This window comes from Arthrobacter sp. QXT-31, from assembly GCF_001969265.1.
Classification (GTDB): Bacteria; Actinomycetota; Actinomycetes; order Actinomycetales; family Micrococcaceae; genus Arthrobacter.
This window is the reverse complement of the sequence record NZ_CP019304.1, coordinates 3,118,205-3,132,747: the sequence shown is the minus strand read 5'-3', so window position 1 is coordinate 3,132,747 and position 14,543 is coordinate 3,118,205. Positions and strand designations below refer to the sequence as shown.

Genomic DNA, 14,543 nt, shown 5'->3' with positions numbered 1-14,543 from the left:
CCCCGGGCGCTCCGAGATGGGCACTCACCGGAGGTCACCGGCCTGTGGGTCACCGGCGAGGAGGCCCAGCACCGAGGATGCGAAGCGCCGAACGGTCTTCCGCTTGCCCTGATCGAGCAGGCGGCCCAGCTCGGTGGCAGAGGCCGTGCCCCGCACCTCGGGCATCACGCCGTGCAGGGGGAGCCCCACGGATTCGGCGACCAGCGCGGCGTCCAGCGCCACCCCGGCCTTGCCCCGGATGACGAGGGCCGATTCGACCGGAGGAAGTTCCTGCAGCAGCCGCGCGGCGGCAACCGCAGCCTTTAGTTGGGCGGGGACGACAACCAGGAGGCGGTCGCAGTCCCAGGCGAACGTGCGCAGCGGCTCGGCGCTGCGGCCGATGTCGACAATGACCACCTCGTAGCCCCGCCGTGCGGCGTCGAGGACGCCGCCCACGGTGACCGGGTCCACGGGGGCCGGCCGTTCCCGGGTTCCGGGCCAGGAAAGGAACGAAAACCCGCCGGCGACGGGAAGGGCGTCCGCGAGCTGCTGCGGGTCAATGCTGCCGCTGGCATCGGCCAGATCCGGCCAGCGGAGACCTGGGGATTCCTCCGCCGCCAGGGCCAGTTCGAGGCCGCCGCCCCAGGGATCGGCGTCCACCAGCAGAACGCGGACACCCAGTTCAGCCGCCGCCTGCGCGAGCCATGCCGCCGCGGTGGTGGCGCCCGCCCCTCCGCAGCCTCCGGTGACTCCGAGCACCAGTCCTCCGGCCTCCGGCGAACGGGACCTGCTGAGGTACTCCGCCAGCCAGGCTGCGGCGTCGGGAAGAACGGCGACGCGTTGTGCCCCCAAGGCAGCGCCGAGATGCCAGAGTGTGTCCCCTTCCCCGCTCAGGCCGACGAGAACGGCGGGGGCACGGCGCCGGGGCGGAAGTTCACGGACATCGCTGCCCACCAGGACGTCGGCGGCGGAATCCCAGAATGGCGCGGCTTCCGCCACATCGTCCACCACCCGGAGGCGTCCGCCGGCCGCCGCGACAATCCGTTCCACTTCGCCGCGCAGGAATTCAAAGCCCGTGACGAGCAGGATGTCGCCGCCGTCAGCCGGGAGCCAGGTTCCGGGCTCATAAGCAGGTACCCGCCCTGGCGGAGCCGTCAGTGCAGTATCAGGCGCGGCAGCATCCACCAGCGCGCTGTCCGGTTCTGATGGGAGTCGCCGGTTCCGGGCGTGTTGCCTGCTCATGCAGCAACTGTGCCCAAAAGACGGGGCCGCCGTCAGGGACGGATGAGTGTATGTGGAAAACGGGCACCCAGCTGCCATAGGGAAAAGCCCGGCCAGCCGTGGAGGACAAGAGGCCGGGCGCAGCGAGCAGCGGCAAGCAGGGCAGAATTGGATACATGTATCTGCTGCTCGCCGCCCACCCTGACGGCGCAGCCATACAGGAAGTCACGGCAGCGGGTCTCCCCTCCCCCGCCAATCCGAAGCCACGGATCGTCAGCCTGCCCCGCGCCGGAGCGGAAGCCGCACCCGGCAGCGGAACCGGGCTGGCCGCCGTCGTCCGCGAACTCGAAAAGCGGCGCCCGCGCTGGATCTGGCACCGCACCCAGGACTGGTACCCGTCCCTGCTGGCAGCGGGCGTGGACGTGGAGCGCTGCTACGACCTCTCCCTGTGCGGCGCCATCCTGGCGCATTCCGAGTTCACGGCCCACACCCCGTACGCGAAAAACGCCGAGAAGCTCACACAGGACGACGAGCTGCAGCCGCCGCGGCTGCTTCAGCCACCCCCTCCGCCGGCCGACCAGGGCGCGCTCTTCGAGGACCCGGGCACGGCCGCCGAACCGCGGCAGACCCTGGCCGGGCTGCGCGCCGAATATGCCGCCCAGCAGGAGGCCCTGGCCGCCGCCGGCGGAACAACAACCGGAGCCACCGGAACAGCAACCGGAGCAGCTGACGGCCACCGCAGGCAGCGGCTCCAGCTCCTCCTCGCCGCCGAATCCGCCAGCGCCCTGGTGGCGGCCGAGATGCAGCACGCCGGGGTGCCTTGGCGCGAGGAGCTGCACGAGCAAATCCTCGCCGAGCACCTGGGGCCGCGGCCGCCGCTCGGCCACCGGCCCGCCAAACTTGAGGCCCTGAACACCGAGCTCAGGGCCCTGCTGAACGCGCCCGCGCTGAACCCCGACTCCCCGCAGGAGCTGATGCGCGCCCTGCACCGCAATGGCATCGAGGTGAAGTCGACGCGGCAATGGGAGCTGAAGGGGTCCAGCCATCCGGCCATCGCGCCCCTGCTGGCGTACAAGAAACTGTCGCGGCTGCACACTGCCAACGGCTGGGTATGGCTGGATGCGTGGGTGCGGAACGGGCGGTTCCGGCCCGAATACGTGGTGGGCGGAGTGGTGTCGGGCCGCTGGGCATCACGCGGCGGCGGGGCGTTGCAGATCCCCCGCCAGGTCCGCGGCGCGGTGCACGCAGACCCCGGACACAAGCTCATCGTGGCGGACGCGTCGCAACTGGAACCCCGGGTTCTCGCTGCCCTCGCGCAGGACTCCAGCATGGCAGAGGCCGCCCGGGACCAGGATCTCTATGCCGGGATCGCCGCCAGGGGATTCGGCGGTGACCGGAGCAAGGCAAAAATGGCCCTGCTCGGAGCCATGTACGGCGCCACCTCCGGCGAGGCAGGCCGCCTGATGCCGCAGCTCGCCCGGATCTACCCGCGGGCGGTGGGCTTCGTCGAGCGCGCAGCCCGCGAGGGCGAAGCCGGCGGCACGGTCACCTCCCGTCTGGGGCGCAGCAGTCCGCCGCCGTCGGAACGGTGGTTCCGCAGCCAGCGGTCCACGTCGGCGGAGGAGCAGCGCCGGGCGGATGCCATCGCCCGTTCCCGCGGACGTTTCACCCGCAACTTCGTGGTCCAGGGCTCAGCGGCAGACTGGGCCGCCTGCTGGCTCGCTGAACTGCGACGGCGGCTGCGCACCATGCGTGCCAATGGTTCGGCGGCCGGGGAACTCGTGTTTTTCCTGCACGACGAGGTAATGGTCCACGCCCCGGATTCCGCCGTGGACGCCTGCATCCGCGCCATCGAGGAGGCCGCCAATGCTGCCAAGGAGCTGCTCTTCGGGCCCATTCCGGTCGAGTTCCCGGTGGGCGTCGCCGTCGTCGACTCCTACGACAACGCAAAATAGAAGCCGCCCCTGACCGTTAACTCGGCCACCGCCCATACCGAAACGGGGCACTTTGGCATCCAACACGCGGCCCGTCGTCGTCATTACGACGGCGGCACCCCCAAAGTGCCCCACGACGGTTCCGCGGAGGCCGGAGCGGGACAGTAACCCCTGCCGACAGGAAACAAAAGTCACATCCGTCACTTCCGGCATCCGCGGTTGTAAAGAGTAACTTACCGGCGGGTAGTTCGCTTCGTGTGGCGTGGACCACTAAGGTCGATGGTGGCCGGGCAGTGGCAACGAGTTGGCCCGGCACATGCGACGAAGCATCAGCAGGGGGTTTCCACGCCAATGGCGGGCAAATTTGAAGTTCACCAGGACAGCGATCAGTCTTACAAATTCCGGCTCATGGATGGGGCCGGGAACATCGTGGCAGAGTCACCGCGGTTCAAGAGCGTTTCGGGAGTAGTGGCGGGCATCAACGCACTGCGCGAAAACGCGGCCACAGGCCTGGTGGTGGATCTGCGGAAATCGCAGCACTGACGCCACGTCGGCTGCGCCGGGAAGAAGCAGCCTAGAGGTCCAGCGGATGGAGCCTGGTCCGGTCCCATGGCACGGCCCAGGCCAGCTGGTCGAACAGTTCGTTCAGGATCATGCCCGTAAAGCCCCAGACCACCAGGCTGTTCACGGTGAACGCCGGGCTCTGGAACGTCTGGTTCATGCGGGTCACGGCCGCCATGGTGCGGTTCTCGGGGTCCAGCAGGTCACGGACCGGTACCCGGAAAACCTGGGCCGACTCGCCGTAGTCCACCACCCGGACCGGCGACGGCGCAGCCCACCAGGCCAGGACCGGGGTCACCAGGAAGTTTCCGCGCGGCAGGGCCAGCTCCGGCAGGGCACCCAGCACTTCGACGCCGGCAGGGTCCAGCCCAGTCTCCTCCTCCGCTTCCCGCAGCGCGGCCTCCACGGGGGTCTCCCCCGCGTCGATGCCGCCGCCGGGAAAGGCCACCTGGCCGGGATGGTCATCGAGGGTGTGGGCGCGTTCCAGGAGCAGGACGTCCAGGTCGGCAGCTGCCAGCGGTTTGCCGGAGGCCGCAGGCACATCGTCCAGGGCTCCGAAGAGGATCAGGACCGCGGCCTTTCGGGCAACGGACTCGTCGACGGTCAGCTTGCGCCAGTACGGGTTGCGCGCTGGCCCGGTTCCTGCCCGGATGGACTCGACCAGGTCCACCAGGTCCTGGCGCGCTGTCACGGCGTCCTCCGTTGCGATTCCATCCGGATCTCGGCGGCGCGGTGCGTCTCGGCCATCAGCTTCGCCAGGAGCTCCTCGTTGCCGGGCGCGAGTTCGTATTTCAGCAGCTTCGCCGCCTTGGCGGGATTCGTCTCGCCTGAGCCGAAGCTGGGGCACCAGTTGGCCACCGCGCACGCCCCGCAGGCGGGCTTGCGGGAGTGACAGACCCGGCGGCCGTGAAACACCACGCGGTGGGACAACATGGTCCAGTCCTTGGGCTCGAACAGCTCCGCCACGTCGGACTCGATCCGGACCGGATCGTCGGACTCGGTCCAGCCGAAGCGCCGCGCCAGGCGCCCGAAGTGGGTATCCACCGTGATGCCGGGGACGCCAAACGCATTGCCCAGCACCACATTCGCGGTTTTCCGCCCGACGCCGGGAAGCGTCACCAGGTCTTCCAGCCGGCCGGGCACCACACCGTCGAACTCGTCCACCACCCGGTTCGCCAGCGCGAGGAGGTTCTTGGACTTGGCCCGGAAAAACCCCGTCGGCTTGATGATGGCTTCAAGCTCCGCGGTGTCCGCTTCCGCCATGGCGCGGGCGTCCGGGTAGCGGGAGAAGAGCAGCGGCGTGATCAGGTTGACCGTCACGTCCGTGGTCTGCGCGGAGAGCACCGTGGCCACGAGGAGCTCGAAGGGGTTCCGGAAGTCCAGCTCGGCGTGGGCGTACGGGTACTGCTCGGCGAGTGCCCGGTTGATGCGGCGGGCGCGGCGCTTCAGGGCGAGAGGCGACTCACCGGAGCGGGCCGGCTTGCTTGCCGCCGGCCCGCTTCCGGCGGCCACGGCAGCTTCCGGTACGGCAGCTTCCGGAACCTCCGCGGAAGCCTCAACGGAGACTTCCGCGGGGGCGGGGACCACGGCGCCGCCCGGCGTGCCGCGCCGGCGCGAAGCGGAATCGGCCACGGCGGCCGCTAGCCGCGCTCGATGTTGCTGAGGTCGCGCAGGACGCCCACCCGGCCGTCCGTGTGCTGGACCAGGAACTCGTCCCCGCGGTCCTCGAGGGCCAGGACCCAGCCGCCGGGTTCGATGCCGAACAGCGGCGCGCCCGTGCGCTCGTCCACTGCGGTGCGGTGCTGGGCGACGGCGAACCAGAAGGCCTCGTGGACCTGCTCCTGCTCGGACTCCTCAGGCCGACTCGAGGGGTCCACAGTGGCGCCGATCGGTTCCTGCGACCGCTGCTGCTCCTGCAGGTCCACCCGCGGGTGGACGGCGGTGGCAGGCGTGGCAGAGGCCACCCGTGCCGCCTCTGCCTCCCGCGCAGCTGTATCGGCCCGCGCAGCTTTGTCACCCTGGCCGGCGGCGCCGGCCGCTTCCGGTGCCGGGGCTGCGGCTGTTTCAGGTGCAGCTTGTGCCGCCGGAGCTTCCGCACCGGCTGCCGGTGCGCCGGTTGCCGGGGAGACGGGGGCTCGGTTCGGCTGGGTCTGCTCGGCCGCTGTGGCCGGCTGCGCCGCGGCGTCCCGGGTCTGGGCGGAGGGTACGACGGCGGCCGGTCCGGTTTCGGGGGATGCTGCGGCGCTGCTGGCCGCATTGGCTGCGGGCCACACGCCGGTCCCCGGTGCGGCACCTGCCGCGCCGGGAATGTCAGCTGTGGCACCGGGGATTACGGCACCGGCGGTGCCGGCCTGGGCCGTACCCTGTCCCGGCTGGCTGACCGCCGTCGCACCGTGGGAAACATGGCCGTGGGAAACATGCCCGGAGGTAGCCGGACCAGAGGAAACAGGACCAGGGGAGGCGGCGCCGCGGGCTTCAGGACCTGCCGGAACCGCGCCGGCGGCAGCACCGCCAGGCTTGACGGCGGCCGGCTTCGCCTCTTTGGGCGCCTTGGGCTTGCGCACCGGAACGGCCGAGTCGCGGGCCATGATGTGGGCCGGCACCTCGGCGCGGTCCAGGAAGTCCCCGGCGAAGAACGGGATGTAGCGGGCCAGCACCGTGGCGGCCAGCAGCACGAGGGAACCGATCAGCGCCACGAGAAGGCTCGGGGTGTAGGCGCCGGCGACGGACAGGAAGAAGAAGCCGACCGCGAAGGATGCCACCACGGAACCGAACTGGTCCACAGACAGGGAGCCGATGCGGACCTTCGTCTCGGGGGCGAGCCTGCGGGCCACAAACAATGCGGCAACAATGAGCGGCAGCACCACGCCGAGCCCCAGGAAGAACAGACTTCCCAGATTCCACAGGTTGTAGCGCACAGCGAACATCGGAATCAGTGATGCGACAAAGAGAACCAGCGTGGCCCCGAAGACGGTCAGGTCGCGGACGGTAAAGGGTCCGGCTACCGCCTCATTCCGCACACCCTGCTGCTTCATGAAGTTCGGCGCAGCATTGTGCGCTTGGGCCGGGCCCGGCTGGCCTTGGCTTTGCTGATTCATTCTGTTCTCCTTAGCGTGGCGGCGCCCGGACTGGCGTCCGTTGCGTGATTCCGCCCTACGGCCGGAGCCTGACCACAAGCGGTCTGGCTGCCCCCGGCCACTGTCACGAGTCCATCTCAGCCTAGTCAAGTGGAGGGTGCTTCACTAGCTGACTGGCCGCGGCGCGGCGTGCTCACAGAAGCCGCACAGCTGCGCCAAAGGACCATTCACCGCTAAATGGACACCGCTCACGGCTCCCGGTGTGACGCGGCCCACGCGCCGATGCCGGAAGCGCTAGTCTGGTTTCGGAACAGCTCTTTGCGGTTTTCCGGAACGGGCCGGTGCCCTCCGTCGTGCGGCCAACACCGTGCGGCCGGGCAAAGGCCGGGACCGGTGGACCGCGCAGCAAAGATCGATGAATGATGAGGTTCACCATGTCCCAGGACACCCCCGGCTCGACGGCCACCGCTGCCACCCCCAGCCAGCAGGGCGATGCTCTTGAAAACCTGCTGCATGAGAACCGCAAGTTTGCCCCGTCCGAGGAATTCGCCGCCAACGCCGTGGTGGGCGCGGAGGTCTACGAGGAGGCGGCGGCTGACCGGCCGGCGTTCTGGGCAAAGCAGGCCCGTGAGCTGCTGACCTGGAGCAAGGACTTCGATGAGGCGCTGGACTGGTCCAACCCGCCGTTCGCGAAGTGGTTCGTGGGCGGGGAGGTCAACGCGGCCTACAACGCCCTGGACCGGCACGTGGAGAACGGCCTCGGCGACCGGGTTGCCATCCACTTCGAGGGCGAGCCGGGCGATTCCCGCTCCTACACCTACGCGGAACTGACCGAGGAAGTGAAGAAGGCCGCCAACGCCTTCGAATCCCTCGGCGTGTCCAAGGGCGACCGGGTGGCCGTCTACCTGCCGATGATTCCCGAGGCCGTCGTCACGCTGCTGGCCTGTGCCCGGATCGGTGCGGTGCACTCGGTGGTGTTCGGCGGCTTCTCGGCCGACGCGCTGCGGTCCCGGATCGAGGACGCCGAGGCCAAGCTCGTGGTCACCGCGGACGGCACCTACCGGCGCGGCAAGCCCAGCGCCCTGAAGCCCGCCGTCGACGCCGCCCTCGCACTCGAAGGGAACGGCGCCGGCCACACGGTCCAGAACGTCGTGGTGGTCAAGCGGAACGGCCAGGACGTGGACTGGCACGAGGGCCGGGACCACTGGTGGGCGGACACGGTCGGGACAGCCTCAGCCGAGCACACCGCCGTCGGGCATGATTCCGAACACCCGCTGTTCATCCTCTACACCTCCGGCACGACCGGAAAGCCCAAGGGCATCCTGCACACCACCGGCGGCTTCCTCACCCAGACCGCCTACACCCACAAGGCCGTCTTCGACCTGCACCCCGAGACGGACGTGTACTGGTGCACGGCCGACGTCGGATGGGTCACCGGGCACTCGTACGTCGCCTACGCGCCGCTCATCAACGGCGCCACCCAGGTCATGTACGAAGGCACCCCGGATTCCCCGCATCAGGGCCGCTGGTGGGAGATCGTGGAGAAGTACAAGGTCTCCATCCTCTACACCGCCCCCACCGCGATCCGCACGTTCATGAAGTGGGGCCGGGACATCCCGGACAAGTACGACCTCTCCTCCATCCGGGTCCTCGGCTCCGTGGGCGAACCCATCAACCCCGAGGCCTGGATGTGGTACCGGGACGTCATCGGCGGCAACAAAGCCCCGATCGTGGACACCTGGTGGCAGACCGAAACCGGCGCGCAGATGATCGCCCCGCTGCCCGGCGTCACGGAAACGAAGCCCGGCTCCGCGCAGGTGCCGCTGCCCGGCATCGCCGTGGACGTCGTGGACGAAATGGGCGAATCGGTCCCGGACGGCCACGGCGGCTTCCTGGTGATCCGTGAGCCCTGGCCTGCCATGCTCCGCGGTATCTGGGGCGACCCCGACCGGTTCAAGGACACCTACTGGTCCCGGTTCGAGACCATGTACTTCGCAGGGGACGGGGCTAAGAAGGACGAGGACGGCGACATCTGGCTCCTGGGCCGCGTGGACGACGTCATGAACGTCTCCGGGCACCGGCTCTCCACCACCGAAATCGAGTCCGCCCTGGTCAGCCACCCGGCGGTGGCGGAGGCCGCCGTCGTGGGCGCCAGCGACGAAACCACCGGCCAGGCCGTCGTCGCGTTCGTCATCCTCCGCGGCGACGCCGTGGACTCCGGCGACGAGATCGTCCAGGACCTGCGCAACCACGTCGGCAAGGAAATCGGCCCGATCGCCAAGCCCAAGACCATCCTCGTAGTGCCCGAGCTGCCCAAGACCCGCTCCGGCAAGATCATGCGCCGGCTCCTCAAGGACGTCGCCGAAGGCCGCGACGTCGGAGACGCCACCACCCTCGCCGACAACAGCGTCATGCAGCAGATCGCCGCATCGCTGAAGAAGTAGACAAGCGAAAGCAGGGCCCGTCCGGACCACCGGGCGGGCCCTTTTCCTGTTCCCTGTGACGAAGTTACAGTCAGTTCTGGGCGATGATGGGCAGTAACACTCCTGCCCTGACCTGCCGAGTGAAAGGATCCCGATGCTTCCCGCGGCCCGCCACCAATCGATCGTGGACGCCGTCCGGCGCGACCGGGTGGTCCGCGTGTCGGACCTCGCCCAGCAGCTGGGCGTGTCCCTGATGACCGTGCGCCGCGACATCGAGATGCTGGAGGAAAGCGGCCAGGTTGAGCGGATCCATGGCGGAGCCAAGCTGCCCGGGGATGCCAGCACGCACGAGCCCGGGTTCGAACTGAAGTCCACGCAGCTGACTGCACAGAAGCGCGCCATTGCCGTGGAGGCCGCCGCCCTGGTCCACGAGGGCATGGCGGTGGGCCTGAGCGCCGGCACCACCACCTGGGCGCTCGCCAAGGAACTTGCCGGCGGCCCCCGGATCACAGCAGTGACCAACTCAGTGAAAATCGCCGACCTCTTCCACCATGCGTCCGTCTCGGGCTCCGGACGGCACGCCTCAACGGTGATCCTCATCGGCGGCGAGCGCACGCCGTCGGACGCCCTGGTGGGACCCATCGCGACGGCGGCGCTGCGCCAGCTGAACCTGGACCTGCTGTTCCTCGGTGTGCACGGCATGGACGCCGCGGCCGGCTACACCACACCGAACCTCCTGGAGGCCGAAACCAACCGCGCCTTCATCACAGCCTCCCGAAAGGTGGTGGTCCTGGCGGACCACACCAAATGGGGCACCCAGGGAATCAGCACCATCGCCAAACTCGAGGAAGCCGACGAGGTGATCTGCGATTCCGGCTTGTCCCCCGACGCCCAGCGGATCCTCCGGGACCGGGTGGGCAGGCTGCGGCTCGTCTAGGGGCTGTCTAGGGGCAGCCGCAGGACTGCCTGACCAGGAGCTTCGTCGGGAAGACGCGGTGCTGTGCCGGCTCGCCGCGGTCCGCTCCGACCAGCGCCCGCACGGCAGCTTCGGCCATGTCGCGCACGGGCTGCTCCACCGTGGTCAGCGTCGGCCAGGAGTATTCCGCGTCCTCGGACCCGTCGAACGAGACCAGTGCGATGTCCCCCGGCACGGACAGGCCGGCCTCGTGGAGCGCGCGGAGGATGCCGATGGCCTGCATGTCCGAGCTGGCGAAGATGGCGGTGGGCCGGTGCCCGGAGGCCAGCAGCCGCTGCCCGGCGGCGTAACCGCCCACCCGGGTGAAGGCACTGCGGGCGATGGGGCCTTCGGGCAGCCCGGCATCCCTCAGCGCCTGCACCCAGCCCTCTTCGCGGGCGTCCGCCTCGTTGCCCGTGGTGGTGCCCATGGCCAGCCCGATGTTGGTGTGGCCGTGCCCGATCAGATGCTCGACGGCGGTGCGTGCACCTTTGGCCAGGTCCACGCCCACCGTGGTGACGCCCACCGAACTGCCGCTGTGGCTCAGCAGCACGGACGGGATCTCGGCGCTCTCCAGATCCGCCAGGTCCGGCTCGAACAGCACGCTGGCCAGCACCACGCCGTCCACCTGCCGGGCCGCCAGGTTCCGGATGTTCCGGCGCTCCTTGGCCAGGTTCCCGTCCGAGTTCGTCAGCACCAGGGCGTAGCCGAGTGCCCCCGCCGCGTCCTCCACGGCGTGGGCCAGCATGGAGAAGAACGGGTTGCTGTTGTCCGGAATGACCAGGCCGATCGTCTCGCTGGAGCCCAGCTTCAGGGCCCGGGCAGCGGCGTTGGGGCGGTAGCCCAGCTGCCGGATCGCTTCCTGGACCTTCGCTTCGGTGGCAGGCGCCACCTTCTTCGGCCCGCCGTTAACCACGTAGCTGACGACGGCGGTGCTCACCCCGGCGTACCGGGCAACATCCTTGCGGGTCACCTGGGTACGCGGGGTGGGCACTGCCGGAATGGTCATGGTGTCCATGCTAGCCACAGCCGGCATCAGAGCGTGGCCGGGGCATCACCGAAGTCACGGATGGGGAGGCGTTCGCCGTTGCGCCGGGCAGATTCGTGCGCCACGATGCCGGGCAGGGTGAAGCGCGCGGCCGTCCAGGCGTTGACGGGCGGCAGGGACCCGGTGTTCACGGCCCTGACGAAGTCGTCCACGAGGAAGTGGTGGCTGCCCTCATGGCCGTTGGGCGCGCCGCGGAACTCCTCCGGCAGCCTGTCGCTGTCGTGCACGGGAGCAAGCCCGGAGACGAAGGCATCCCGAAGCTCAGGCGCCACGTTGGCGAGCGAGGGGTCGTCCAGGGCCATGCTGGGCCGGGACTCCACCTGCTCGGAGATGTCATGGACGTTGGCCTTGTCCTGCCAGACCGTCACCTTGGCCAGCTGCTCGAAGCTGGCCTCGGTGCCGAAAAAGCGGAACCGTGATTCCCGGATGTGCGAGGGGTAGCCCACCCGGCGCATCTCGTTGGTCCGCATGGCTCCGCCGTCTTTCAGTTCAAAAAGCGCCGTGGCGTTGGAGAAGTCGTTCCCGAACATGCTGATGTCCTTGTCGAACACGCCGTCCTGGCGGTCGTCCTTCACGCCGACGCAGCTGACGCTGACGGCGTGCGCCGGCAGTGCGCCGAGGACCCCTCCGATGGCGTGGGTCGGGTACAGCATTGGAGGGTAGCTGGCCGTCTCCTTCCAGCGTTCGCCGCCGCTGTACTGGTAGGCGTCGTAGAAGCCCAGGTCCATGTCGTGCACGTAGTCGCCCTCGGAGTAGAAAACCCGCCCGAACTTGCCGGCCGCGTGCTGCTGGCGCGCATAGACCGTGGCCGGGTTGTAGTAGCTGGTTTCGCCCATCATGTAGACCTTGCGGGTCTCCCGGACGGCGTCGATGATCTTGGCGATCTCATCCTCGGTGACAGCCATGGGCACCGCCGAGTAGACATGCTTTCCGGCGCGGAGCGCCCGCTCCACCAGCGGCCCGTGAGTCCACCGCTGCGTGAAGATGGCGACGGCGTCGACGTCGGACGCCAGCAGCTCGTCGAAGGTGCCAAGGGAGCCGGCCAGCCCGTAACGTTCGATGGCCTCGGCGGCGCGTTCCGGCCGCTCGTCCACCACGAAGACGTCGCTGACTCCGGGATGCAGGTGAAAGAGATGGGCGAACTGGGCACCGAACTGCCCGACCCCGACTACTCCGATTGAAAACGCCATTGTTCCTGCCTTCCAAGGTTTGGGCAGCGCCGCGTTTACGGCCCGCGCATATGCTGCGCCACAGTCTTGCACCCAAGTCTACTCGAGTCAACGCCCGCAACGTTGCAGAACTTCGGCGCAGTAACGGCAACAAAATTTTTCTTGCGCCCCCTCATCTACTCGTGTAGATTCGTTGGCGATTGTTAGTTCCATCACACACCCAGGAAGGGTCGATGATGACCACCCTTACCAAGAACCCAGCAGCCAGGAGTGATCAGCGGCCGGCGTGGTCCGGCAGCAAACGCCGAGGCGGCCTCCGGCGGTACGGCGACCTCAAGATCGCCCTCTTCTTCATCGCCCCGGCAATGATCGGTTTCATCCTGTTCTACGTAGTGCCCACCATCCGGGGGATCTACCTGAGCTTCACGGAGTACAACATCCTTGGCGACCCGGAGTGGGTGGGCCTGGACAACTACGCGGCGATTGCCAAGGACCCGCTGTTTTGGAATTCCCTGGGCGTCACAGGCCAGTACGTCCTCATGAACATCGCACTCCAGACGGCGCTGGCGCTGGTCCTGGCGCTCCTGATGGACAGGGTGGCAAAGTCCACCCTGGTCCGGGGTGCGCTACTCCTGCCCTACCTGATGTCGAACGTCATCGCAGCACTGCTGTGGTTTTGGATGCTGGACTACCAGATCGGCATCGTGAACCAGTTCATCGAATGGGCAGGCCTCCCCCGCGTCGCATTCTTCGGCAGCGAGGAGTGGGCCATTCCCACCCAGGCCCTGATCAACACGTGGCGCCACATGGGCTACACCGCACTGCTGATCTTCGCCGGCCTCCAGGCCATCCCGCAGCACCTCTACGAAGTGGCCAAACTGGACGGCGCGTCACCGTTCCAGACCTTCCGCAAGATCACCCTGCCGCTGCTTCGCCCGGTCCTGGTCCTGGTCCTGGTGGTCACCGTGATCGGTTCCTTCCAGGTCTTCGACACCGTGGCAGTAACCACGCAGGGCGGACCGGTCAACGCCACCCGCGTCATCCAGTACTACATCTACCAGCGCGCCTTCACCGAGTCGGACTTCGGCTACGGATCCGCCATCGCCGTCATCCTCTTCCTCATCCTCGCCCTCGTTGCCTTCATCCAGATGAAGTTCCTCCGGGGCAACGAGTCGGACCTGGACTAAGGAGTCCCGCATGACCACCACCAGCCGTGCACCGCAGCAGGCCACCGCACCGCGCCGCGCAACCACCCGCCGTCGTACCTTTAACGCCCGCCGTGCGGGCGCCTGGGCCCTGCTGGCCCTCGCCATCGCCGTCTCGGTGCTCCCGTTCCTCTGGGTGTTCCGGACCGCACTGTCCACCAACGGGGCGCTGGCCACCCAATCGGCCAGCCTGCTCCCTGCAGACTTCACAGTTGGCGCCTTCATGCGCGTCTTCGGGCTGCAAAGCCCGGCCGACGCCGTCGCGGAGGGCGGCTCCGGTGCCGCCATCGACTTCTGGCTGTACCTGCGCAACTCGGTCGTCTTTTCCTCCATCACCACCGCCGGGGCCGTGTTCTTCAGCGCGATGGCTGCCTACGCCTTCGCCCGGCTCCGCTGGAAGGGCCGGAACGCAGTGTTCAGCCTTTTCCTGGGCACCATGCTGGTCCCGCCGATCTTCACGGCCCTGCCCAACTTCCTCCTGATCAAAAACCTGGACCTGCTCAACACGATGCTCGGGATGGTCCTCCCCTATGTCTTCATGACGCCGTTCGCAATCTTCTTCCTCCGGCAGTTCTTCCTTAACATGTCCCGCGAAGTTGAGGAGGCAGCCATGCTCGACGGCGCCAAGCACCTGCGCATCTTCTTCCAGATCGTTCTCCCCAACGCCGCTGCACCCATCGCCACCCTTGCGCTGCTGACCTTCATCGGCCAGTGGAACGAATATTTCTGGCCCCTGCTGGTCGGATCCCAGGACGACGTACGCGTCCTTCAGGTGGGACTCGGCGTCTTCAAGTCGCAGTCCCCGCAGGGCGCACCGGACTGGTCCGGCCTCATGGCCGCCACCCTGGTCTCGGCGCTGCCTGTCCTGGTCCTCTTCGCCGCCTTCGGCAAGAAGATCGTCAACTCCATCGGATTCTCCGGAATCAAATAAACACCCCCCTGCTCCTCCTCCACCCCACCCGAACGGAAAG

At 68.3% G+C, this 14,543-nt stretch carries 12 protein-coding genes; 6 read left to right on the top strand and 6 right to left on the bottom strand.

The features are described 5' to 3' along the window. Positions 1-24 precede the first annotated feature (24 nt). Positions 25-1,221, bottom strand: a complete 1,197-nt coding sequence (ssd, locus tag BWQ92_RS14145) for a septum site-determining protein Ssd (protein WP_236782961.1) — start codon at positions 1,219-1,221, stop codon at positions 25-27. Between the two features lie 155 nt (positions 1,222-1,376). Between ssd and BWQ92_RS14140 the strand changes: the two genes are divergently transcribed. Then, on the top strand, positions 1,377-3,155 hold the full coding sequence (locus BWQ92_RS14140) for a bifunctional 3'-5' exonuclease/DNA polymerase (RefSeq protein WP_076803728.1): 1,779 nt from the start codon (positions 1,377-1,379) through the stop codon (positions 3,153-3,155). Between the two features lie 258 nt (positions 3,156-3,413). Beyond that, entirely contained in the window at positions 3,414-3,677 is a 264-nt protein-coding gene (locus tag BWQ92_RS14135; RefSeq protein ID WP_335633066.1) for a YegP family protein, read from the top strand. Positions 3,678-3,708: 31 nt separating this feature from the next. Here BWQ92_RS14135 and BWQ92_RS14130 read toward each other — a convergent pair whose 3' ends face one another. The 3 genes from BWQ92_RS14130 to BWQ92_RS14120 form a co-directional block, all read right to left on the bottom strand. Continuing rightward, entirely contained in the window at positions 3,709-4,386 is a 678-nt protein-coding gene (locus BWQ92_RS14130; RefSeq protein WP_076800437.1) for an NUDIX hydrolase, read from the bottom strand. After that, a complete protein-coding gene (gene nth / locus BWQ92_RS14125; RefSeq protein ID WP_076803727.1) occupies positions 4,383-5,207 on the bottom strand; it encodes an endonuclease III in 825 nt (274 codons plus the stop codon). The genes BWQ92_RS14130 and nth overlap by 4 nt, the downstream gene beginning before the upstream one ends. Positions 5,208-5,335: 128 nt before the next feature. Further along, the gene (locus tag BWQ92_RS14120) at positions 5,336-6,793 is read right to left on the bottom strand and encodes a hypothetical protein (RefSeq protein WP_076800435.1); all 1,458 of its coding nucleotides are present in this window, start codon (positions 6,791-6,793) and stop codon (positions 5,336-5,338) included. Between the two features lie 413 nt (positions 6,794-7,206). On the opposite strand from BWQ92_RS14120, the gene acs reads away from it, so the two are divergent. Together acs and BWQ92_RS14110 are read left to right on the top strand one after the other, a co-directional pair. Continuing rightward, positions 7,207-9,216, top strand: a complete 2,010-nt coding sequence (gene acs / locus BWQ92_RS14115; protein ID WP_076803726.1) for an acetate--CoA ligase — start codon at positions 7,207-7,209, stop codon at positions 9,214-9,216. 133 nt (positions 9,217-9,349) lie between these two features. After that, a complete protein-coding gene (locus BWQ92_RS14110) occupies positions 9,350-10,132 on the top strand; it encodes a DeoR/GlpR family DNA-binding transcription regulator (RefSeq protein ID WP_076800433.1) in 783 nt (260 codons plus the stop codon). Positions 10,133-10,139: 7 nt separating this feature from the next. Here BWQ92_RS14110 and BWQ92_RS14105 read toward each other — a convergent pair whose 3' ends face one another. Continuing rightward, positions 10,140-11,159 (bottom strand): LacI family DNA-binding transcriptional regulator, encoded by a 1,020-nt coding sequence (locus BWQ92_RS14105; protein WP_076800431.1) that lies wholly within the window; start codon positions 11,157-11,159, stop codon positions 10,140-10,142. A gap of 26 nt (positions 11,160-11,185) precedes the next feature. Then, positions 11,186-12,388, bottom strand: a complete 1,203-nt coding sequence (locus BWQ92_RS14100; protein WP_076800429.1) for a Gfo/Idh/MocA family protein — start codon at positions 12,386-12,388, stop codon at positions 11,186-11,188. 215 nt (positions 12,389-12,603) lie between these two features. Between BWQ92_RS14100 and BWQ92_RS14095 the strand changes: the two genes are divergently transcribed. Further along, positions 12,604-13,554, top strand: coding sequence for a carbohydrate ABC transporter permease (locus BWQ92_RS14095; RefSeq protein ID WP_076803725.1), 951 nt, complete (start codon positions 12,604-12,606; stop codon positions 13,552-13,554). Between the two features lie 10 nt (positions 13,555-13,564). Beyond that, positions 13,565-14,503: a carbohydrate ABC transporter permease gene (locus tag BWQ92_RS14090; RefSeq protein WP_076800428.1), complete on the top strand. Its 939-nt coding sequence runs from the start codon at positions 13,565-13,567 to the stop codon at positions 14,501-14,503. Positions 14,504-14,543 lie beyond the last annotated feature (40 nt).

Coding starts and splice junctions, on each gene's coding strand:
- ssd (WP_236782961.1), bottom strand. CDS start 1,221: ATGAGCAGGCAACACGCCCGGAACCGGCGACTCCCATCAGAACCGGAC.
- BWQ92_RS14140 (WP_076803728.1), top strand. CDS start 1,377: ATGTATCTGCTGCTCGCCGCCCACCCTGACGGCGCAGCCATACAGGAA.
- BWQ92_RS14135 (WP_335633066.1), top strand. CDS start 3,414: ATGGTGGCCGGGCAGTGGCAACGAGTTGGCCCGGCACATGCGACGAAG.
- BWQ92_RS14120 (WP_076800435.1), bottom strand. CDS start 6,793: ATGAATCAGCAAAGCCAAGGCCAGCCGGGCCCGGCCCAAGCGCACAAT.
- acs (WP_076803726.1), top strand. CDS start 7,207: ATGTCCCAGGACACCCCCGGCTCGACGGCCACCGCTGCCACCCCCAGC.
- BWQ92_RS14110 (WP_076800433.1), top strand. CDS start 9,350: ATGCTTCCCGCGGCCCGCCACCAATCGATCGTGGACGCCGTCCGGCGC.
- BWQ92_RS14105 (WP_076800431.1), bottom strand. CDS start 11,159: ATGACCATTCCGGCAGTGCCCACCCCGCGTACCCAGGTGACCCGCAAG.
- BWQ92_RS14100 (WP_076800429.1), bottom strand. CDS start 12,388: ATGGCGTTTTCAATCGGAGTAGTCGGGGTCGGGCAGTTCGGTGCCCAG.
- BWQ92_RS14095 (WP_076803725.1), top strand. CDS start 12,604: ATGACCACCCTTACCAAGAACCCAGCAGCCAGGAGTGATCAGCGGCCG.
- BWQ92_RS14090 (WP_076800428.1), top strand. CDS start 13,565: ATGACCACCACCAGCCGTGCACCGCAGCAGGCCACCGCACCGCGCCGC.